A 17,519-nucleotide genomic window follows, 5' to 3' on the forward strand; every position below is an offset into this window, starting at 1 on the left:
TCTAGTAGACGTACGCGATGACCTGGCCACCGACGCCCTCCTCGCGGGCCTCGTAGTGGCTCATGACGCCGCGGCTGGTCGTGACGACGAGCGCCCCGTAGTCGCGGGCGGGGAGGAACCGCTTCTCCCACTTCTCGAACTCGTCGGCGCCCGCCGAGTAGCGGGGCTTGACCGAGCCGCACTCGTTGATCGCGCCCTTCAGTTCGACCTCGAACTGCCCGGCTTTGCCGTCGTCGACGAACTCGAAGCCGTCGATGTACCCGCGGTCGTAGAAGACCTCGAGTACGCTGCCGATCTCGTTCGAGGCGGGCTGTACCGTGTGGTCGAGATGACCCACGCTCTCGGCGTTGTCGATGCCGGAGAGCGCGTTGGCCAGCGGATCGTTTCCTGCCATTGTTATCGATACTTCTTGAATCCCATGCTCCGGGCGATCTCGCGGAAGCACTGCCGGCACAGGAAGATATCGTACTTCCCGACCAGGCCCTGCTTGCGGCCACAGCGCTGGCACTCCTCGATCTGGCCCGTGCGCTTGGCGGCGTGCTCGCCGGTCGCCTCGGCGTCGGTCTCGCTTTCGCTCATTCGTTGACCTCCACGTCGTAGTTCGCTTCGAGGTACGCGATGGCGTCCTCGGCGGTCAGCTGGTGGCCCGAGGGGATCGACCGGGTGATCTTGTCGCGCTTGCTGACGCGGTAGCCCGGTCGAACCAGGTTGACCGTCACGTCGAGCCCGTAGATGCCGACGTTCGGGTCGTACTCCTGGCTCGGGAACTCGGTGTGCTCCTCGACGCCGAAGCTGAAGTTGCCGGTCTCGTCGAACTGACGAGCGGCGATGTCGGCCAGCGGCAGCGCCTTCTCGAGGAACTCCGCGGCGTCCTCGTCGCGCAGGGTCACCTTCGCGCCGATGGGGTCGCCCTCGCGGATGCCGAACTCCGGCTTGGTGGCCTTCGCGAGCGTCCGCACGCTCTGCTGCCCCGTCACGTCCTCGATGATCTCCTCGGCGTCCGCGAGCTCGCGGCCGCCCTCGCCGACGCCCATGTGGACGACGACCTTCTCGACGGTCGGCTCGCGCATCTCGTGGAAGTCGGCGTCTGCTTCGCTCATGCGGCCTCACCTCCGTCAGCTTCGTCGGTTCGAGTCGCCTCGGCCTCGTCGCCGCCGACGAAGTTCTCGTCGATGACGACGACGTACTCCTCGACCGTCTCGAAGGTCCCCTCGTCGTCGATCCGCTCGACGATGACGTTGTTCGAGCCGCTGCCGGGCGTCACCTGGATCTCGGTGACCTCGCCGATGTCGCCCGCGTGGGCGCCCCGGACCGCGGTAACGAGGCTGCCCTCCTCGTAGGGGAAGTGGGCGACGACCTCGTTGTCGTCGTTGTCGACGACGATGGAGTCGCCGGTGCCGTACTCGTCGTCCTCGACGAGCAGGTTCTGCCCGTCGTGGAGGTTGAGCTGGACCCGGCCGCCGTCGACCAGCGTCTTGTCCTCGATCTTGGCGAGCTTGCTCCCCGCGGCGTCGCCGTCGATGGGGGTCAGCGCGAGCCGACCGCCCTCGTCGGGGAAGACGCGGTAGTACTCCTCGCGCTCGTCGAACCCAACGATGTCGAACATCCCGATGGGCCGGTCCTCGGCGACGTTCTCGTCGCCGTTGACCAGCACGTTGCCCTGGTCGAGGGCGTACCGGGCTTCCTTCCGGGACTGGACGTAGCCCAGCACGTCCCGCAGCAGGATGAGCAGCGGGACGCCCTCCTCGCCGTGGGGGCCCGAATCGGCCTTCACGGTGAAGGTCTCGGTCTTTCGCTCGACCGGCCAGGACTTCGGAACGGAGAGTCGCTTCTGATGCTTCGTCATTCGTTCTCACCTCGGAGGCGCGCCTCGCGCCGGTCGTCCTCGAGGTCGAGGTCGGTGACCCGGAGGTTGCTCGCGTCGAGCGGCCGGGGCACTTCCTCGCCGTCGGCCTTCTCGAGGGTCACGTCCTCGACGCGGACGACCGCGTCGCGCAGGTCGACGTCGACGACCTCGCCCTCCTCGCCGGCGTGGTCCCCGCGCATCACCTCGACGGTGTCGCCCGCGTTGACGCGGACGCTGCGGGCGTCGAACTCCTCGCGGAGGTCGTCGGCGAGCGTCGCCTTGACCTGCTCGTGGCGCTCGTGGAGCGGGGCGCGCTCGGTCTGGTTTCGCTGTTTGCGTGGTTGCTGAGTCATACTATCATCGTAGCGGTGCTCGCGATGCTTCCGAACCGCTCGGCGACTTCCCGCGCGATGGGACCCTTGATCTCGGTCCCGCGCGGTTCCTCGACGTCGTCGATGACGACGGCCGCGTTGTCTTCGAACTTGACGCGGGTGCCGTCGGGGCGGCGGATGGGCTTGCGCTGGCGGACGATGACCGCCTCCAGCACCTGCCGGCGCATCTCGGGGGTCCCCTTGGTGACCGAGACGGTCACCTTGTCACCGATGCCCGCCTTCGGGTGGCGGTTCTTGGTGCCGGAGTAGCCCGAGACGCTGATGACCTTCACCTCGCGTGCGCCCGTGTTGTCGGCGCAGTTGAGCAGCGAGCCCTTCTCGAGGCCCTGGGTCACGTCGGCTTTGAGCGCTTCCATTACTCTTCGCCTCCTTCCTCGACGTCGCCGGTCGATTCCTCGCCCGACGGTTCCGCGTGGTCTGTGCCGCCCGCGCCGAAGCTCCGCGTCGTCTCGAACTGCTCGACGACGACGTGGCTCTTGGTCTTCGACAGCGGTCGGGTCTCTGCGATACGGACCGTGTCGCCGACGTCCAGTTCCATGCAGTCCGGCGCGTGGGCCGGAACGCGCGACCGGCGCTTCATGTACCGGTCGTACTTCGGAACCGGAACGTCGTACTCTCGCTCGACGATCACGGTCTTGTCCATGTCTGTGGAGGCGACCTCTCCTTCGAGGGTCTGGCCGCGCACGGAAAGCGTTCCGTGGAACGGACAGTTCTCGTCGGAGCAGGTCCCCTCCGGCTCTGATACGTTCAGTCCTATTGCCATTGAGAGTCACCTGCCTTCTCGGTGCGCAGTTCGGGTCGTGAGAGCAGCCGCGCGCCATCCACCGTAACGTAGGCCACGCCCTCGCGAGGGCCGGACTGACCGGAGCGGACTCCGGCAGTTTCCGACCCACGTTTGGACGCGGTCCCCGAGGTCTTCTCGACATCGTCGCGCGAAGCGCGACGTGGCTCCGAGTGTGACTCGGAACCCTCGGCGGGTTCATCTGTGAGCGCGAACTCGAACGTCGAACCCTGCTTTGGCACCTGTCGCACCCGGTCGGCGGACGCGACGCTCAGCGTGCCCCGCGTCTCGGCGACGACCCGGCCCTCGATTCCGACGAGGTCGGGGTTCGCCGCGTCGACGACGCGGACGTGAAGTCCGTTGAGCTCGTGTCGCGTCAGCGTCTCGGGTGTGAGTGGCATGGTTCGGTTATTCTGCTTCCGCAGCTTCTTCTTCGAGGTCGCCTTCCTCGCGCTGGATCGTCTTGATCCGCGCGATGGTCCGGCGCAGTTCCTTGAACCGGCCGGGGTCCTCGGGGGCGCCACCGGCCGCCTTCACTGCCTTCGCGTTGAGGAGTTCGGTCTCGAGGTCGTCCAGCTCCGACTCCCGCTCGGCGGGGGTCATGTCGCGGATCTCCTCGTTGTGGAGGATGGCCATTACTCCTCACCCTCCTCGTCGTCCTCGTCGTCCATCTCGTCCATCAGTTCCTCGGCCTCCTGCTCGACCTCCTCTTCGAGTTCGTCGAGTTCCTCCTCGGCCGACTGGTCGGACTCCTCCGACTCCTCGGCCTCGGCCTCGGATTCGGATTCGGACTCGGCGGTCTCCTCCTCGATGACCTCCTCGACGACTTCCTCGTCGATCTCCTCTTCGCCGGCCTCGGCGGGCTCCTCGCCCGCGTCCTCCTCTTCGCGGAGCTCCTCGAGCTCCTCGTCGGTCGGCTCCTCGAGGAGTTCCTCGACGCCGGCCTGCTCGTTGGCCTCGACGGCCTCGGGGACGACCTCTTCGGGGCTGGCGCCCTCAGAGACCTCGAAGTCGTCGGGCAGGTCGGCGCCCGGCGGGATGATCTTCACGTCGACGCCGATGGTGCCGAGCTTGAGGACCGCGACGCCCTGGCCGTGGTCGACGATGTTCTCGGCGGGTTCGCCGTTGTGCTTGATGTACCCGCGGTTGAACTTCTCGACGCGCGAGCGGGCGCCCGTGACCTTCCCGGAGAGGACGATCTCGGCGCCGAGCGCGCCGGCGTCCATGATGCGGTCGATGGTCGTGTGGCCGGCCTTCCGGAAGTACCAGCCGCGTTCGAGCGCGTTGGCGAGCCGGTCAGCGACGATGCGGGCGTTGAGGTCCGGCTCGTCGACCTCCTGGACGTCGATCTGGGGGTCGTCGAGCTCGAACTGCTCCTCGAGCTGGCTCGTGATCTTCCGGATGTTCTTCCCGCCCTTGCCGATGACCATGCCGGGCTTCTCGGCCTTGAGCACGATCTGGGTACCCATCGGGGTCGGCGCCATCTCCATGCCGCCGTAGCCCGCGCGACCGAGTTCGTTCGCGAAGAACTCGTCGATCTGGGACCGCTGCATGCCCTGGTCGATGAACTCCTGTTCGTCAGCCATTATTCTTCGACCTCCTCGAGGATTAGTTCGACGTCTACCTCGGGCGTGTTCCACGCGCTCGCCCGTCCCATCGCCCGCGGCTTGCGGCCCTGCACCTCGCCGACCTTGTGGGCGGCGACGTGCATGATCTCCATCGACTCGCCGTCGAAGCCCTGCTCGGTGGCGTTGTTGACGACGTTCTCGATGAGGTCGAGGAAGGCCTCGCTGGCCTTCTCGGGGAAGCGACCGGCGTCCCAGCCGTCGATGTCGCTCCGATGGCCGACGCCGCTGTTGTGGGACTTGAACGGCACCGACCGCTCGCCGTCGACGACCGCCTCGAGGTACTCCGTGGCCTCGGCGGCGGTCTTGCCCTTGATCTCGCGGGCGATGGCTTTGCTGTGCTTGTGGCTCATGTGCCGCTCCCGGAGCATCCCCTTGGCGGTGGTGTCCGGGTCGGTCTCGACGCTGTAACTGATTCCCATGATATCACTTGAGTGGCACGAACTTCGAGGAGCGGGTCGCGCCGATGCCGGCCTGTCCGTGCTCGACCGACTTGCGGGTCAGCTGGAACTCCCCGAGGTAGTGGCCCAGCATCTCCGGTTCGACGTACACGCGGTCGAAGCTCTGACCGTTGTACACCGCGAACGTCAGGCCGACGAACTCGGGGAGGATCGGCATGTTCCGGAGGTGGGTCCGGATGGGGTCGTTGGCCGTCTCCTCCTCGCCGGCCTCGCGGGCCTCCTCCAGCAGCTTCTCCTGCTGGGCGGACAGACCGCGCTCGATGGTTCGCCGCTGCCGTGCGGGGAGCAGTTCCGCGACTTCGTCCAGGCTCATGTCCTGCAGTTCGTCGAGGTCGTGACCGCGGTAGGTGAACTCACCCTCGCGGCCGGTTCGGTATTCGCCTTCGCTCATGCTAGTTGCCTCCCCGTCCCGTCCGCCGGGACGAGATGTCCCCGACCTTCCGTCCCGGCGGCGCGTTCCGCGAGACGGACTTGGGTTTGCCGGGGTGCTGGCGGCCCCCACCGCCGAACGGGTGGTCGACGGCGTTCATCGCAACGCCGCGCACGTTCGGCCACTTGGTGCCGCGGGCCTTCATCTTGTGGTACTTGTTGCCCGCTTTCACGAACGGCTTCTCGGTCCGGCCGCCGCCGGCGACCACGCCGATGGTCGCCCGGCAGTCGGGCGAGAGCCGCTTGACCTCGCCGCTGGGCAGTTCCACGACCGCAGCGTTGCGGTCGTGGGTGACGAGGTTGGCCGCCACGCCCGAAGCCCGGGCGAACTTGCCGCCGTCGCCGGGCTGGCGCTCGACGTTACAGACCGGGACCCCTTCCGGGATCTCGGCCAGCGGCAGGGTGTTGCCCTCCTTGATCTCGGCGCTGACGCCGATCTGGATCTGCTCGCCGACGCCGACGCCCTCGGGCACGAGGATGAGCCGCTGGTCGCCGTCCTCGAACTCGACGGCGGCGACCGGCGCGCTCCGGGCCGGGTCGTGCTCGATGTCGACGACCGTGCCGGCCACGGTGTCGACGTCCTCGGGTTTCTTGTGCGTGAGATCTGCCTTGTACCGGTGCGACGGGGCGCGGAACGTCGGTCCGCCCCGTCCGCGTCGCTGTCCCTGGATTCGTCGTCCCATGTGTCAGAACACCCCGATCCGCGAGGCGACTTCCTGGGCGTCGTCGTCCTCCGAGAGCCGGACGGTCGCCTTCTTGTCGCCGTTCATCGTGACCATCGTGTTGATCTTCTCGATGGTGACGTCGTACTGGTCCTCGATCTCCGCTTGGATCTCTGGCTTCTCGGCGTCGAGGTCGACGATGAACTGGAGCTTGTTCTGGAAGTCCATCTCGTTCATCGCCTTCTCGGTCACCCACGGGTACTCGATGACCGACGTCATCGGTCGGCCACCTCCTCGAGCGCGCTCTCGGTCCAGACGGTGAGCCGGCCCGGATGCGTGCCGGGCGCGAGGTCCTCCGCGTTGACCTCTCGTGCGGTCGCGACGTCCGCGCCCGCGAGGTTGCGGGCGGCCTTCGAGGGCTCGTCGCCGGTCACGAACAGGATCGACTTCGGTGTCTGGTACTTCCGACCCCGGGTCGTCCCCTTGCCGGCCCGCACCGACTTGTTCTCCTCGGCGCGCTCGACGTCCGCGTGGACGCCGACCGCTTCGAGGAACGAGACGACCTCCTGGGTCTTGAGGAGGTCCTCGAACTCGTCGCTGACGACCAGCGGCAGGTCGAGGTCCTCGTCGAAGCGGTGGCCGCGCTCGGCCACGAGGTCGGCGTCGGCCGTCGCAGCGACGGCCGACCGGACCGCCTTCTTGCGCTCCTTCGTGTTGATGTCGAGCGTTCGGTCCTTCTCTTCCTTCGGCGGGTGGGCCTTGCGACCCCCGACGGCCTGGGGCACGCGCGCCGCCTGGCCGTTCGTCCGGGGGACGTGGGCCATCCCGCGGCCGCTGCCGGGCGACTCCGCCGAGGTCCGCATCCCGGCGTAGTCGTCGGCGCCGTAGTCCTGCTTCCGGTTTGCCTGCGCGGCGAGCACGGCTCGCTTGATGAGGTCCGACCGGACGGTCGCTTCGAACACGTCCGGCAGGTCCACGGAGCCGTCTTCCTCGCCGTCGAGGTTGCGTACTGTTGCCTGCATAGATTATCCCTGGTTCGAGTCGGTGCTCACGTACCGCACCTCGGGGTCGAGGCGCGGCTGGTCTTTCGGCCGGATGGCCGGGCGGAAGCGCAGGAGGCGCTTGTTCGGACCGGGGACCGACCCCTTGACCAGCGCGTACGAGCCGTCGACCTCGCCGTAGTTGACGAAGCCGCCGTCGACGTTGATGTCGTCGCCCTCACCCAGGTCGATGAGGCGCTTGTTGAGCTCGGTGCGCTGGTGGTAGCCGGTCTGGCCCTGCTGGGGCACCGTCGAGCGGACCCGGGACGGGTTCCACGGACCGAGGTTGCCGATCCGTCGGCGCCATCCCTGGCGGGCGTGCTTGCCCTTCCGCTTCTGGACGCCCCATCGCTTGACGGGACCCTGCGTCCCCTTGCCTTTCGTTACGCCGCTGACGTCCGTGTACTCGCCCGCGCGGAACACGTCGTTCATGGCGTGTTCCCCGCCGTCGGCGAGCAGGTCCAGCGCGAAGTCGACGCGGTCGCCGAGCGACCCGCCGCCGACGCGGCTCTCCATCACGTCGGGCTTCTTCTTCGGCACGCTGGGGATCTGGTCCGGGACGGTGTGGGTGACGATTCGCACGTCGGCGACGTCGCCGTTCTCGAGCGCCTCGCGGAGTTCGTCCTCCGCGGCGTCGGCGTCGTGGTCCTCCGGCACGTCGAGCGTGCGCGAGAGGTCGTCGTGGAACTCGTCGCCCCACACGTCCGTCAGCGGCTTCTTGCCGTACGGCGTCTCTTCGTAGGCTCGCAGGGCGACCGCCCGCATCGGCGGCGTCTCCACGATGGTGACGGGGACGGTCTCCTCCATCCCCTCGGTGGGGGAGTCGGACTCGTCGTTGACCATCACCACGTGGGTCATGCCGACCTTGTAGCCCGCGAAGCCCTGGAGCGACGGGTTGCCGTCGCCGTCGGGCCACGAGTTGAAGCGCGGCACCTCGCTGGACGCGCGCTTGCGGGGGCCGAACCCTAGCGAACCTTTGCGTGGTCTGCTTGTTTCTGGCATCGTATCACTTCTCTTTGAGGTTCAGGCAGCCGAGCGCGGCGAACATCGCCTCTTCGGTTCGCACGACCTCGCTGCCTTGATTCGGAACCGCGTTCAGCCAGAGGTCGAACCGGCCGGGTGCGCCGTGTTCGACTCCGGACTCCGCGTCCGCCTCGTCCCCCGACGCGAGGTCGCCGGGCCGGTCGCGGCCCAGCGAGTCGGTCGGGAGGTCGAGCATCTCCGGCAGCCCGCGACCCGGGGAGCCGAACGCGACGGTCATACCGTCGCGCTCGACGCGGCCGACCACGTCGGTCAGCCGCCGGGTCGTCAGCTCGACCCCGTGGCGGGACGTCGCGATTCGGACGCCCGCGTCGTCGCGGTCGAGCGCTGCCGGGAGGTCCGCGCGCGTCACCGACCAGCCCGAGAGGGGCTCGTCTACGAGCTTCGCGCGGACCGGACTTCGCGAAGAGATCCTGACGGTAACGCGCTCCCCCTCGCCGACCTCCATTTCTGGCGGCACGACGAGCGAGATCGGGTGTTGCAGTCCGCAATTGACCCGAACGCGCCCTTCAGGTCCGACCTCGGTCACGATTCCCTGTCTTAACGACCCCGAACCCTCGGATTCGGAGCCGGTCAGTGAGGGGGCGCGGAGCGGCGGCAGGACGCCCGCGTACTCCAGTTCGTCCCGCTTGCCGAATACCTCCTTTCGGAGGTAGGGCGGCGTCGCGGCGTACTCCAGTACGGTGCTTACGAACCCGCCACCCCATCGCCGCTCGCCGTCGCGGTCGGGAAAGACCACGAGGCGGTCGGCCCGGAACACCGTCGCCGCGCGGGCGACGTAGCCGATCTTGCGGGTCGCCTCCCGCTTGTCTTCGGCTTCCCGGACGAGGGATGACGGAACGAGTACGCTGACGGTCATACCGTGACGCTTCGACGCCCCGTCACTAGACTGTAGCGAATCGTACCGTCTTGGGTCTTAAAAGGGTGCCGCTTTCCGTCAGGGAGTGGGAGCCGGTCACAAAGCTCGTGCCGGCGGAAATCGGAGCTTGAACCGTGCCACCGTCCCCCGATTCTAGCTCGTTTCGGAAGCCTTATTTACTGGCCGGGCGTTATCTGGAAATGCAATCGCAGGGCGCCGGTAGTGTAGTGGTATCACGTGACCTTGCCATGGTCGCAACCTGGGTTCAAATCCCAGCCGGCGCACTTCTCTCGGATTCCACGCTCGCGAAGTTTCATCTCCTCGTATTCACGGAATTCGAGTAATTCGGTTTGCGGGATTTGAACCCCGCCAGTCGCACGCTCGCGCAGTGACCGAAGGGAACGAGCAAGAACGTCTGGCTCCGGTTCACAATTCCAGCCGGCGCACTTCTCTCGGACGCGAACCGGTGAGCCACCGGTGTATCGTCCCTCCCGACGCGACGGAGCGCGGCGACGAAACATTGATTTGTGACTGACCATTCAGTTAACTACATGGGACGGACGCAATCTCGAACGCGACCCTGGCTCGCCGCGGTGCTCGGCGTGGCCGTCACGGGACTGGGCCACCTCTACCTCCGCCGGTGGCGGCGTGCGCTCGGGTGGCTGCTCGCGGTCTTCGCGACCGGCAGCCTCTTCGTGCCCGACGCGGCGCTCCAGGCGTTCGCGACCGGCGAGCGGCTCCCGTTCGTCGAACTCCTCCCCGTCGTGGCCGTCAGCACGCTCAGCGTCGTCGACGCGTACCTCCTGGCGGTGAGCAAGCGGTTCGGCGCGGAGTACGACGACGAGGATCGCACGATGTGCCCCGACTGCGGTCGGCCAGCCGACGCCGACCTCGACTTCTGCCAGTGGTGTTCGACCCGACTGGCCGACCGTAGTGGGGACGCCGACAGTATCGCGGACGCTGACGCGGACACCGACCGCGGCAGTCGCTGACCCCCGGAGACGAAAGACCCAAGCACCCCGCTCGAGACGCCCCTAGGAAGGACATGGACCGAGTTCCGTTCGGCGTCTCCCGGCTCGACGACATCATCGACGGCGGCGCCCCGCCCGGAAGCGTGGTCCTGCTGGCGGGCGAGGCCGGCGCCGGCGCCCGCGAGTTCTGCTACACCGCGGCGACCATCAACGGGCTGGCCCACACCGACGAGGAGACGTTCGAGCTCCACTACGGCGAGGTGTCCGACGAGGCCGCCGTGCCCGAGGACATCCACTACGTCTCGTTCACCGCCAGCGGCGACGAGCTCCGGCGGGAGATCGAGTTCACGATGAGCGAGGAGCTCGTCCGCGCGGGCGTCGAGGCCGTGGACTTCGCCGACTTCAGCCAGGAGTACTTCCAGCTGTCGGCCATCCCCCGCGAGTGGTACACCCGCAAGACCCAGACCATCACCGACCTCGGCAGGGGGAACGACCGTCGGGGCGTGCTGGAGGCGCTCGGCGGCTACCTCAACGAGCACGCCGCGGCCAACCTGGTCGTCATCGACTCGCTCACCGACCTCGCCCGCGCGCCCAGCGGGCACCTCGGCTGGAGCGACATCACGCTGCTGGTCAAGGGGCTCCAGAAGGCCTCCCGGGCGTGGAACGGCCTCATCCTCGTGCTCGTGAACCAGGAGGCGCTGACCGACATCCAGATGGGAAGCCTGATGGGCGCGGCCGACGGCACCATCGCCTTCGAGTGGGAGACCGGCGGCAGCGAGCGCGACCGGGTGATGTTCGTCCGGGAGTTCCGCGGGGTCCTCTCGCGGCTGGAGGAGGAGGACATCGTCCGGTTCGAGACCGAGATCCACGACGGCGGGTTCGACGTCAGCAACGTCCGGAAGATCCGGTGACACCGCCGAGCCCGCATCCCTGCGAGACGGTCACCCCGCGAGCCGGTCGTACCCGTCGCGCAGGAGCTTCCCCGCGCCGACGACCGTCAGCGCGGCGGCCCCGACCACTACGCCGGCGTGCACGCCCGGAAGTAGCGGAGCGAGGGTGTAGCGCCCCAGCATCAGGAGCACCACGGCGACGAGCCACAGGACGTACAGGCCGACCGCGACTCGCCGGAGGGCAACGAACATGCGTACGTTCCCGTCGGAAACCCTCTTATTCCTGTCGAATTTGCAACCCGAACGCCGCTGGCACGCGTCAGGTGTTCGACTCGCTGTCGACCGTGCCACCGCTTCCGGTTGTGCGACGGTCTGACCGCACCGACTGCGAGTGTCGTCGTTGTGAGTCTCGGTTGGATCACTCGGCCTCGTACGTCCCGTCCGCTTCCTCGGCCAGTCCAAGCAGCACGGCCCAGTCCAGCAGGTACTCGACGCGCTCGCGCCATATCTCCGCCCACGAGTTCGGGTTCTTGTGGTGCTCCCACGTCGGCACTTCGTCGCGGAACCGCTCGAACACCTCGTCGGCCGACAGCGGTTCTCCGGCCTCCGAGAGAATCGCCAGCACCGCGTCCGCGCCGAAGACGTCCTCGCGGAACTGCTCGCGCAGGAATGGGGCCTCCGGGTCCTCGCGCGTGCGGGTGAACCCCGACGTCCGCTCCTCGGCCAGGCCGAGCGCCCGCAGGAAGGTCAGCCACGTCCGGGCCGCGTCCCGGCTCGGCAGGTCGGTCCGGTCGAGCAGTCGGGCGCAGCAGTCGTCCTCGCTGCCGGGCACCAGCGGGACCGCCCGCTGGGCGGTGGCCACGAAGTCGAGGTCCGCGGGCGGTTCCGGAACCAGTTTGAACTTCATCGTTCTCTCACCACCTCGGTCTCAGAACCCGAAGCTCTCGGCCAGCAGGTCCTCGTCGCGCTCGCCGACGACGTAGGTGTCGCCTCCGACCACGTCGACGGTCGCCTGCGCGGGTGCGAAGACGCTCTCGTCGACCTCGTAGAAGTCCCAGTCGACCGACTCGAAGATGTCGGCGAAGTGGGTGCCGTACTCGTCGGTGGCGGTCGAGACGATCTCGTCGAACCGGTCGAACTCCTCGCGGACGGTGAGGTGGACCCGGCCGCCGTAGGCCAGCGCGTCGTTGGTCCGCGCGATGGCGGCCTCCTCGCCGCCCGCGACCGGCGCGACCGGCGCCGACCCCGTGGCGCTCACCACGTCGAGGGGGTCGTAGCCGAGCTCCGAGAGCCGGAACACCGCCATCTCGGCCGCCCGGGAGGCGACGCTCACGCTGCCCGCGACGCTCGCCGTGGGGACCGACGCGATGAAGACGCTGCCGGGCTCGACGCCGGTCAGGTCCGAGACGTGCTCGGCGACCGACTCGGTGGGGTAGTCGCCGCTCTCGACCGCCAGCACCGCGAACTCCGAGACGTCCTCGTAGCCCACGCGCGCGAACTCGTCCTCCTCGGCCACGAGCGCCCGGGCCGGACCGCTCCCCAGGCCCTGGAAGTCGTCGGTCGAGACCTCCCAGCCGGCCTTCTGCGAGCAGAGCAGCGCCAGCGCGGGGTGGTCGCTCGTGAGCTCGACGTGCCGGAGCGGCGCGCCGGCCACCTCGTCGAGCCGGGTCTGGACCGTGGCGAGACCGGCGGTCTGCAGCTCGGCCAGCAGCAGGCCGGCCTCGACGCCCCCGTCGAACTCGTGGCCGAAGTCGAGCACTGTCGCCCCGTTGTCGAGCTCCCGCGCCCCGATGTCGAGCTCCTCGGCGAAGTCCAGCGCCTCGTCGGCGAGCTCCAGCGCGTTCCGGTTCAGGCTGTCCATGGGCGTGGGTTGGGCGTCACCCCGTAAACAGTTTATCAGTCCCGACGCGACCGGGTCGCGGAGTCCGGGGAACTCCGCTTCCGGTCGGCCGAGCTATCGCTCCCGCCTGGCCTCGCGACCCAGCGCCTCCTCGACGGCGTCGACCTTCTCGTGCGCGCGCTGCTCGCGCGTGCGCTTGTCGTCTATCTTCAGGACGGTGCTCACCCGGTCGCCGTCGACAGCCTCGTGGGCGGCCTGCGCGGCGGCGAACAGTTCGTCGACGGTGTCGGCCTCGATGACGGTTCCCATCGGGTTGGTCTCGTAGGAGACGTCGAAGTCGTCGAGCGCGGCGACTGCCTTGGCCACTTCCTCGGCCATACTACCTTCGACGACCGGTGCGACGCTCAGGAGTGCGATGACGGTCATGCTCACGCGGAGAGACGCGGGGCGATCCCTTTGTCATTTTGTAACCGAGCTGCCATCCGGTCGAACGTCCCGCGCGAAGGTTCAAGTGCGAAAACGGAACGAATCCCGACCGGACGCCCCGCGCGGTCCCGGACGAGGGCGGCGTGCGTACCGTCGCGCACTACGGGACCGCCAGTCCGACTACTCCGAGAGGACTGCGCCATCGCTCGCCTCGACCCGCGCGCCGCGGTTCCGGGGTCCGGCGACCAGCACGTCGCCGCCGACCCCTGCCGCCGAGAGCGCCGCCTCCGCCGCCTCGCGGGCCGCGTCGGCGCGGCGCTCGGTGGTCACGCCGTAGACCGCCGGCCCCCACGACGACTGGCCGGCGCCGGCGACCGCGGGCGAGTCGCCGAGCTCCGCGACCAGTTCGCCGACGGGCGGCCGGTAGACGCCGCCCTGCTCGTCGGCGTACCACGCGCCGTTGAGCCGGCCGACCTCCGCGACCGCCGCGCCGAACGACTCGGCGTCGCCCGACGCGACCGCGGGGAGGACGCGCCGAGTGACGACCGCGGCGATCTCGTCGCCGATGGTCGGGTCGGCCCGCTCGACGACCGACCGCATGCTGGCGTCCTCGTCGTCGCCGCTCCGGCCGGGGTCGGCGTCCGGGAGGACGACGACGAACCGCCAGTCGCCGGGAACGCCGTGGCGAGCCGCGACCGCCGGGACCGTCCACTCTCCGCGCGGAGGTCGGTCGGCCGTGAACCGCTCGGTGGGGTGGCCCGCGTCGAGGACGAACCCGCCGGCCTCGAAGGCGGCGACACCGACGCCGCTCCGGCCGCCACGACCGAGTTTCGGCGCGCACTCGCGGACCCGCGGCTCCCGGTCGTGGGCGCGGGCGACCGCCGCCAGGACCGCGAGTGCCAACTGGGTCCCGCTCCCGAGCCCGACGTGCCGGGGGAGCGTGCGCTCGACCGCCACGTCCGCGCCCGGCACGCCGAGCAGGTCGACCGCCCGGCGGACGTGCGCCCGGGCGACGTCGTGGTCGCAGCGCACGCTCCCGGCGGGGGCGGCGGTCACGACGACCCGCGGCGAGTCGAGCGCGACCCCCAGCGACCCGTAGAGACGCTCGTGGGCCAGCGAGAGGTTCTGGAAGCCGAAGTGGAGGCGCGCTCCGGCCGAGACCCGTGCCATGGCGGCGAGTTACTTCCAGAGGGGGTTGCCCGTTCCGGCAGTGGCAAAAACTGGCCGCATTGTCGGGTGTGCGCTCACGCCAGGTCGGAGATGACGTGGTCGGCCACGCGCTCGATGCCGTTCTCGTGGTCGGGCGACTCGGGCGGGTGACGGACAGCGCGGGCCACGTGGGCGACCGAGTGCTCGACCTGGAACCCCCGGACGCCCCGGCGTTCGAGGACGCGGGTCACGCCGTGCTGCTCGTCGGTGAACGGGTAGACCACGCAGGGCGTGCCGGCGACCGCGGCCTCCATCACGGTGGAGTAGCCCGAGCAGACCACCACGTCGGCGGCCCGGACCCACGGCAGGAGCGCGGGGACCGCCTCCCAGCCGTCTGCACCCACGTGGATCACGTCGTGGCCCTCGGTCCGGAGCGTCTCGGCGAGCACGTCGAAGTCGGTCGAGTAGACGCTCGGGACCACCAGCACCTCCAGGTCCCGCTCGGGCGACCGACAGCCGGCGGGGTCGAGCGCGATGGGCGGGACGTGGGTCACGCCCGGTGGATCCCCGTCGTCGGGCGGCCACACCGCGGGGTAGAGGAACGACTCGGCCGCGCCGAGCTGGTAGCGGTTGAGCAGCCACGTGAACACCTGCTCGACCGCGGCGTCGTAGTAGGACGCGGCGTTGTGGGTGACGACGTACAGCGGCGTCCCGGTCACAGACGCGGCCATCGCCGCGAACATGTCGTCGGTCACCAGCGCTGCGGGGTCGACCCGGCGGAGCCACCGGATCAGGTCGATCACGCGCTTGGCGCTGTACGGGAGGCTCCGCGTGAGGACTCGGCCGAGCGACCCCTCCTGGTAGTCGCCGATGTAGTCGACCGGCGCGGCCCGGAACACGTCGTAGCCGTTGTGCTCGATGAACCGCGAGCCCGGACCGCCGCCGGCCAGCGCGATCTCCGCGCCCGCGTCCTCGAAGGCCTGAGCGACCGCGAGCATCCGCGTCGCGTGGCCGGCGCCCTCCGGGTAGTGGGCGACGGCCACCGTCTGGTCCATGGCGTCCCTTCGACGGCCGCCCGAAAAGTATGTTCTCATTCTAGGATTTCGGCGGCGTTTCGGACCGGCTGCCGCGAGTTCCTGTACCACACCGCTCCGGCTTCGTTTCCCGTTTTCGAGGCAGGAAACTACCGGAGGTCCAGGGAGATGGCGGCGATGGGACACGAACGAGATGCGCGTGCAGCGACCGCCCCGAGAACGTCGCCGGGGAGTGCGCCGGCAAGAGACGGCAACCGAACAGATTCGGGTCCGACAGCAACGTTTGTTGGAGCGGTGGAACTTAAGCCTCTCCGGGGCTACCCCCGGGTATGTCCGAGAAACCGGCCGACCTCCCGAGCACCGAGGTCACCGAAGGAGTCGAGCGCGCGCCCCACCGGTCGATGTTCCGGGCCATGGGCTACGACGACGAGGACCTCTCGTCGCCGATGGTCGGCGTCGCCAACCCCGCGGCCGACATCACGCCGTGCAACGTCCACCTCGACGACGTGGCCGCGTCGGCGTACGACGGCGTCGACGACGCGGGCGGGATGCCCATCGAGTTCGGCACCATCACCATCTCCGACGCTATCTCGATGGGGACCGAGGGGATGCGGGCCTCGCTGATTTCGCGGGAGGTCATCGCCGACTCGGTCGAACTGGTCGCGTTCGGCGAGCGCATGGACGGCCTCGTCACGGTGGCGGGCTGCGACAAGAATCTGCCGGGGATGATGATGGCCGCCATCCGGACCGACCTCCCGTCGGTCTTCCTCTACGGCGGGTCCATCATGCCCGGCGAGCACGAGGGGAGGGAGGTCACCGTCCAGAACGTCTTCGAGGGCGTCGGCGCGGTCGCAGAAGGCGAGATGAGCGAGGAGGAACTCGACGACCTCGAGCGCCACGCCTGCCCCGGCGCGGGCTCCTGCGGCGGGATGTTCACCGCGAACACGATGGCGTCGGTCTCGGAGGCGCTGGGCCTCGCGCCGCTCGGGAGCGCGGGCGCGCCCGCCGAGTTCGACGAGCGCTACGAGGTCGCCGAGCGCGCCGGCGAGCTCGCGCTCGACTGCATCGAGAACGACCGCAGGCCCTCCGACATCCTCGAGAAGCGGTCGTTCGAGAACGCCATCGCGCTCCAGGTCGCCGTCGGCGGGTCGACCAACGGCGTGCTCCACCTGCTCGCGCTGGCCGCCGAGGCCGGAATCGGCCTCGACATCGGCGAGTTCGACGAAATCTCCCGTCGGACGCCCAAGATAGCCAACCTCCAGCCCGGCGGCGAGCGCGTGATGTACGACCTCTACCGGCAGGGCGGCGTCCCGGTCATCATCCGGCGGCTCGTCGAGGCGGGGCTGTTCGACGGCGACGCGATGACGGTCACGGGCCGGACGATCTCTGAGGAACTGGAACACCTCGACCTGCCCGACGACGACGAGGTCGACGCGGAGTTCATCCGGCCGGTCGACGACCCCTTCCACGAGGAGGGCGCCATCAAGATCCTCCGGGGCAACCTGGCGCCCGACGGCGCGGTCCTGAAGGTCACCGGCGAGGACGACTTCCACCACGAGGGGCCGGCCCGGGTCTTCGAGAACGAGGAGGACGCGATGAAGTACGTCCAGGAGGGTCACATCGAGTCGGGCGACGTCATCGTCATCCGGAACGAGGGCCCCCGCGGCGGCCCCGGCATGCGCGAGATGCTCGGGGTCACCTCCGCGGTCGTCGGCGCGGGCCACGAGGACGACGTGGCGATGGTGACCGACGGTCGGTTCTCGGGCGCGACCCGCGGGCCGATGATCGGCCACGTGGCGCCGGAGTCGTTCTCGGGCGGTCCCATCGCGGCGGTGGAGGACGGCGACCGCGTCACCATCGACATCCCCGACCGGACCCTGGACGCGGAGCTCTCGGACGACGAGATCGAGTCGCGCCTCGACGCCCGCGACGACCCGGAGCCGGCCTACCAGAACGGCGTACTGGCGAAGTACGGCGCGACGTTCGGGTCGGCCGCGAACGGCGCGGTGACGAACCCGGGCGTGCGGCGGAACGGGGAGTAGCGAAGTCGGGCGCGGACCGGAGACGGAAGTA

At 69.1% G+C, this 17,519-nt stretch carries 26 protein-coding genes and 1 tRNA gene; 4 read left to right on the forward strand and 23 right to left on the reverse strand.

The annotated features are described in order from the left end of the window. Position 1: 1 nt before the first annotated feature. The 17 genes from DVR07_RS11530 to DVR07_RS11610 are packed head-to-tail and all read right to left on the reverse strand — an operon-like array spanning position 2 to position 9,136. Positions 2–394: a 30S ribosomal protein S8 gene (locus DVR07_RS11530; protein WP_115797434.1), complete on the reverse strand. Its 393-nt coding sequence runs from the start codon at positions 392–394 to the stop codon at positions 2–4. 2 nt (positions 395–396) lie between these two features. After that, a complete protein-coding gene (locus DVR07_RS11535) occupies positions 397–579 on the reverse strand; it encodes a 30S ribosomal protein S14 (protein WP_115797435.1) in 183 nt (60 codons plus the stop codon). Next, on the reverse strand, positions 576–1,100 hold the full coding sequence (locus tag DVR07_RS11540) for a 50S ribosomal protein L5 (RefSeq protein ID WP_115797436.1): 525 nt from the start codon (positions 1,098–1,100) through the stop codon (positions 576–578). Before DVR07_RS11540 ends, DVR07_RS11535 begins: the two co-directional genes overlap by 4 nt. Next, complete coding sequence (locus tag DVR07_RS11545; protein WP_115797437.1) at positions 1,097–1,846, reverse strand: 30S ribosomal protein S4e; 750 nt, start codon at positions 1,844–1,846, stop codon at positions 1,097–1,099. The genes DVR07_RS11540 and DVR07_RS11545 overlap by 4 nt, the downstream gene beginning before the upstream one ends. Then, the gene (rplX, locus tag DVR07_RS11550) at positions 1,843–2,199 is read right to left on the reverse strand and encodes a 50S ribosomal protein L24 (protein WP_115797438.1); all 357 of its coding nucleotides are present in this window, start codon (positions 2,197–2,199) and stop codon (positions 1,843–1,845) included. Before rplX ends, DVR07_RS11545 begins: the two co-directional genes overlap by 4 nt. Beyond that, a complete protein-coding gene (locus tag DVR07_RS11555) occupies positions 2,196–2,594 on the reverse strand; it encodes a 50S ribosomal protein L14 (RefSeq protein ID WP_115797439.1) in 399 nt (132 codons plus the stop codon). The genes rplX and DVR07_RS11555 overlap by 4 nt, the downstream gene beginning before the upstream one ends. Continuing rightward, a complete protein-coding gene (locus DVR07_RS11560) occupies positions 2,594–3,001 on the reverse strand; it encodes a 30S ribosomal protein S17 (RefSeq protein ID WP_115797440.1) in 408 nt (135 codons plus the stop codon). Before DVR07_RS11560 ends, DVR07_RS11555 begins: the two co-directional genes overlap by 1 nt. Then, positions 2,992–3,420 carry a ribonuclease P protein component 1 gene (locus DVR07_RS11565; protein ID WP_115797441.1) on the reverse strand — a complete coding sequence of 143 codons (429 nt, stop codon included), beginning with the start codon at positions 3,418–3,420 and terminating at the stop codon, positions 2,992–2,994. Before DVR07_RS11565 ends, DVR07_RS11560 begins: the two co-directional genes overlap by 10 nt. A gap of 7 nt (positions 3,421–3,427) precedes the next feature. After that, complete coding sequence (gene rpmC, locus DVR07_RS11570) at positions 3,428–3,655, reverse strand: 50S ribosomal protein L29 (RefSeq protein ID WP_115797442.1); 228 nt, start codon at positions 3,653–3,655, stop codon at positions 3,428–3,430. Then, positions 3,655–4,605 (reverse strand): 30S ribosomal protein S3, encoded by a 951-nt coding sequence (locus tag DVR07_RS11575; RefSeq protein WP_115797443.1) that lies wholly within the window; start codon positions 4,603–4,605, stop codon positions 3,655–3,657. Before DVR07_RS11575 ends, rpmC begins: the two co-directional genes overlap by 1 nt. Next, positions 4,605–5,066, reverse strand: a complete 462-nt coding sequence (locus tag DVR07_RS11580; protein ID WP_115797444.1) for a 50S ribosomal protein L22 — start codon at positions 5,064–5,066, stop codon at positions 4,605–4,607. Before DVR07_RS11580 ends, DVR07_RS11575 begins: the two co-directional genes overlap by 1 nt. Before the next feature lie 4 nt (positions 5,067–5,070). After that, positions 5,071–5,496 (reverse strand): 30S ribosomal protein S19, encoded by a 426-nt coding sequence (locus DVR07_RS11585; RefSeq protein ID WP_115797445.1) that lies wholly within the window; start codon positions 5,494–5,496, stop codon positions 5,071–5,073. Position 5,497: 1 nt separating this feature from the next. After that, the gene (locus DVR07_RS11590) at positions 5,498–6,217 is read right to left on the reverse strand and encodes a 50S ribosomal protein L2 (protein WP_115797446.1); all 720 of its coding nucleotides are present in this window, start codon (positions 6,215–6,217) and stop codon (positions 5,498–5,500) included. 3 nt (positions 6,218–6,220) lie between these two features. Beyond that, positions 6,221–6,475, reverse strand: coding sequence for a 50S ribosomal protein L23 (locus DVR07_RS11595; RefSeq protein ID WP_115797447.1), 255 nt, complete (start codon positions 6,473–6,475; stop codon positions 6,221–6,223). After that, positions 6,472–7,218, reverse strand: coding sequence for a 50S ribosomal protein L4 (rpl4p, locus tag DVR07_RS11600; RefSeq protein WP_115797448.1), 747 nt, complete (start codon positions 7,216–7,218; stop codon positions 6,472–6,474). The genes DVR07_RS11595 and rpl4p overlap by 4 nt, the downstream gene beginning before the upstream one ends. 3 nt (positions 7,219–7,221) lie before the next feature. Next, positions 7,222–8,238: a 50S ribosomal protein L3 gene (gene rpl3p, locus DVR07_RS11605; RefSeq protein WP_115797449.1), complete on the reverse strand. Its 1,017-nt coding sequence runs from the start codon at positions 8,236–8,238 to the stop codon at positions 7,222–7,224. Positions 8,239–8,242: 4 nt separating this feature from the next. Beyond that, positions 8,243–9,136 (reverse strand): putative RNA uridine N3 methyltransferase, encoded by an 894-nt coding sequence (locus DVR07_RS11610; protein WP_115797450.1) that lies wholly within the window; start codon positions 9,134–9,136, stop codon positions 8,243–8,245. Positions 9,137–9,349: 213 nt separating this feature from the next. Between DVR07_RS11610 and DVR07_RS11615 the strand changes: the two genes are divergently transcribed. The 3 genes from DVR07_RS11615 to DVR07_RS11625 all read left to right on the forward strand — a co-directional run bounded on the left by DVR07_RS11615 (position 9,350) and on the right by DVR07_RS11625 (position 11,018). Beyond that, positions 9,350–9,420: transfer RNA gene (locus tag DVR07_RS11615), tRNA-Gly, on the forward strand. Positions 9,421–9,687: 267 nt separating this feature from the next. Continuing rightward, positions 9,688–10,128, forward strand: a complete 441-nt coding sequence (locus tag DVR07_RS11620) for a zinc ribbon domain-containing protein (RefSeq protein WP_115797451.1) — start codon at positions 9,688–9,690, stop codon at positions 10,126–10,128. Between the two features lie 53 nt (positions 10,129–10,181). Then, entirely contained in the window at positions 10,182–11,018 is an 837-nt protein-coding gene (locus DVR07_RS11625) for an RAD55 family ATPase (RefSeq protein ID WP_115797452.1), read from the forward strand. A 30-nt stretch (positions 11,019–11,048) separates the two neighbouring features. On the opposite strand, the gene DVR07_RS11630 is transcribed toward DVR07_RS11625, so the two are convergent. The 6 genes from DVR07_RS11630 to DVR07_RS11655 all read right to left on the reverse strand — a co-directional run bounded on the left by DVR07_RS11630 (position 11,049) and on the right by DVR07_RS11655 (position 15,467). Then, the gene (locus tag DVR07_RS11630; RefSeq protein ID WP_115797453.1) at positions 11,049–11,249 is read right to left on the reverse strand and encodes a hypothetical protein; all 201 of its coding nucleotides are present in this window, start codon (positions 11,247–11,249) and stop codon (positions 11,049–11,051) included. Positions 11,250–11,415: 166 nt separating this feature from the next. Continuing rightward, entirely contained in the window at positions 11,416–11,904 is a 489-nt protein-coding gene (locus tag DVR07_RS11635; protein WP_115797454.1) for a hypothetical protein, read from the reverse strand. Between the two features lie 21 nt (positions 11,905–11,925). Further along, the gene (gene mch / locus DVR07_RS11640) at positions 11,926–12,858 is read right to left on the reverse strand and encodes a methenyltetrahydromethanopterin cyclohydrolase (protein WP_115797455.1); all 933 of its coding nucleotides are present in this window, start codon (positions 12,856–12,858) and stop codon (positions 11,926–11,928) included. A gap of 93 nt (positions 12,859–12,951) precedes the next feature. After that, on the reverse strand, positions 12,952–13,263 hold the full coding sequence (locus tag DVR07_RS11645; protein WP_115797456.1) for an MTH1187 family thiamine-binding protein: 312 nt from the start codon (positions 13,261–13,263) through the stop codon (positions 12,952–12,954). A gap of 180 nt (positions 13,264–13,443) precedes the next feature. Further along, positions 13,444–14,433 carry a beta-ribofuranosylaminobenzene 5'-phosphate synthase family protein gene (locus tag DVR07_RS11650; protein ID WP_115797457.1) on the reverse strand — a complete coding sequence of 330 codons (990 nt, stop codon included), beginning with the start codon at positions 14,431–14,433 and terminating at the stop codon, positions 13,444–13,446. 74 nt (positions 14,434–14,507) lie between these two features. Beyond that, positions 14,508–15,467, reverse strand: coding sequence for a glycosyltransferase (locus DVR07_RS11655; protein ID WP_115797458.1), 960 nt, complete (start codon positions 15,465–15,467; stop codon positions 14,508–14,510). Between the two features lie 308 nt (positions 15,468–15,775). On the opposite strand from DVR07_RS11655, the gene ilvD reads away from it, so the two are divergent. Beyond that, positions 15,776–17,488 carry a dihydroxy-acid dehydratase gene (gene ilvD, locus DVR07_RS11660; protein WP_115797459.1) on the forward strand — a complete coding sequence of 571 codons (1,713 nt, stop codon included), beginning with the start codon at positions 15,776–15,778 and terminating at the stop codon, positions 17,486–17,488. The last annotated feature ends 31 nt before the right edge of the window (positions 17,489–17,519 follow it).

Origin of the sequence: Halorussus rarus, from assembly GCF_003369835.1 — an archaeon.
Classification (GTDB): Archaea; Halobacteriota; Halobacteria; order Halobacteriales; family Haladaptataceae; genus Halorussus; species Halorussus rarus.

Excerpts from the sequence above, each read along its gene's own strand:
- DVR07_RS11555 (WP_115797439.1), bottom strand. The coding sequence starts at position 2,594 with ATGGAAGCGCTCAAAGCCGACGTGACCCAGGGCCTCGAGAAGGGCTCG.
- DVR07_RS11655 (WP_115797458.1), bottom strand. The coding sequence starts at position 15,467 with ATGGACCAGACGGTGGCCGTCGCCCACTACCCGGAGGGCGCCGGCCAC.
- DVR07_RS11580 (WP_115797444.1), bottom strand. The coding sequence starts at position 5,066 with ATGGGAATCAGTTACAGCGTCGAGACCGACCCGGACACCACCGCCAAG.
- DVR07_RS11610 (WP_115797450.1), bottom strand. The coding sequence starts at position 9,136 with ATGACCGTCAGCGTACTCGTTCCGTCATCCCTCGTCCGGGAAGCCGAA.
- mch (WP_115797455.1), bottom strand. The coding sequence starts at position 12,858 with ATGGACAGCCTGAACCGGAACGCGCTGGAGCTCGCCGACGAGGCGCTG.
- DVR07_RS11540 (WP_115797436.1), bottom strand. The coding sequence starts at position 1,100 with ATGAGCGAAGCAGACGCCGACTTCCACGAGATGCGCGAGCCGACCGTC.
- DVR07_RS11620 (WP_115797451.1), top strand. The coding sequence starts at position 9,688 with ATGGGACGGACGCAATCTCGAACGCGACCCTGGCTCGCCGCGGTGCTC.
- DVR07_RS11530 (WP_115797434.1), bottom strand. The coding sequence starts at position 394 with ATGGCAGGAAACGATCCGCTGGCCAACGCGCTCTCCGGCATCGACAAC.
- DVR07_RS11535 (WP_115797435.1), bottom strand. The coding sequence starts at position 579 with ATGAGCGAAAGCGAGACCGACGCCGAGGCGACCGGCGAGCACGCCGCC.
- DVR07_RS11625 (WP_115797452.1), top strand. The coding sequence starts at position 10,182 with ATGGACCGAGTTCCGTTCGGCGTCTCCCGGCTCGACGACATCATCGAC.
- DVR07_RS11630 (WP_115797453.1), bottom strand. The coding sequence starts at position 11,249 with ATGTTCGTTGCCCTCCGGCGAGTCGCGGTCGGCCTGTACGTCCTGTGG.
- DVR07_RS11575 (WP_115797443.1), bottom strand. The coding sequence starts at position 4,605 with ATGGCTGACGAACAGGAGTTCATCGACCAGGGCATGCAGCGGTCCCAG.
- DVR07_RS11545 (WP_115797437.1), bottom strand. The coding sequence starts at position 1,846 with ATGACGAAGCATCAGAAGCGACTCTCCGTTCCGAAGTCCTGGCCGGTC.
- DVR07_RS11635 (WP_115797454.1), bottom strand. The coding sequence starts at position 11,904 with ATGAAGTTCAAACTGGTTCCGGAACCGCCCGCGGACCTCGACTTCGTG.
- DVR07_RS11590 (WP_115797446.1), bottom strand. The coding sequence starts at position 6,217 with ATGGGACGACGAATCCAGGGACAGCGACGCGGACGGGGCGGACCGACG.
- rplX (WP_115797438.1), bottom strand. The coding sequence starts at position 2,199 with ATGACTCAGCAACCACGCAAACAGCGAAACCAGACCGAGCGCGCCCCG.
- DVR07_RS11560 (WP_115797440.1), bottom strand. The coding sequence starts at position 3,001 with ATGGCAATAGGACTGAACGTATCAGAGCCGGAGGGGACCTGCTCCGAC.
- DVR07_RS11645 (WP_115797456.1), bottom strand. The coding sequence starts at position 13,263 with ATGACCGTCATCGCACTCCTGAGCGTCGCACCGGTCGTCGAAGGTAGT.
- rpl4p (WP_115797448.1), bottom strand. The coding sequence starts at position 7,218 with ATGCAGGCAACAGTACGCAACCTCGACGGCGAGGAAGACGGCTCCGTG.
- rpl3p (WP_115797449.1), bottom strand. The coding sequence starts at position 8,238 with ATGCCAGAAACAAGCAGACCACGCAAAGGTTCGCTAGGGTTCGGCCCC.
- DVR07_RS11565 (WP_115797441.1), bottom strand. The coding sequence starts at position 3,420 with ATGCCACTCACACCCGAGACGCTGACGCGACACGAGCTCAACGGACTT.
- rpmC (WP_115797442.1), bottom strand. The coding sequence starts at position 3,655 with ATGGCCATCCTCCACAACGAGGAGATCCGCGACATGACCCCCGCCGAG.
- DVR07_RS11595 (WP_115797447.1), bottom strand. The coding sequence starts at position 6,475 with ATGACGTCGGTCATCGAGTACCCGTGGGTGACCGAGAAGGCGATGAAC.
- ilvD (WP_115797459.1), top strand. The coding sequence starts at position 15,776 with ATGTCCGAGAAACCGGCCGACCTCCCGAGCACCGAGGTCACCGAAGGA.
- DVR07_RS11650 (WP_115797457.1), bottom strand. The coding sequence starts at position 14,433 with ATGGCACGGGTCTCGGCCGGAGCGCGCCTCCACTTCGGCTTCCAGAAC.
- DVR07_RS11585 (WP_115797445.1), bottom strand. The coding sequence starts at position 5,496 with ATGAGCGAAGGCGAATACCGAACCGGCCGCGAGGGTGAGTTCACCTAC.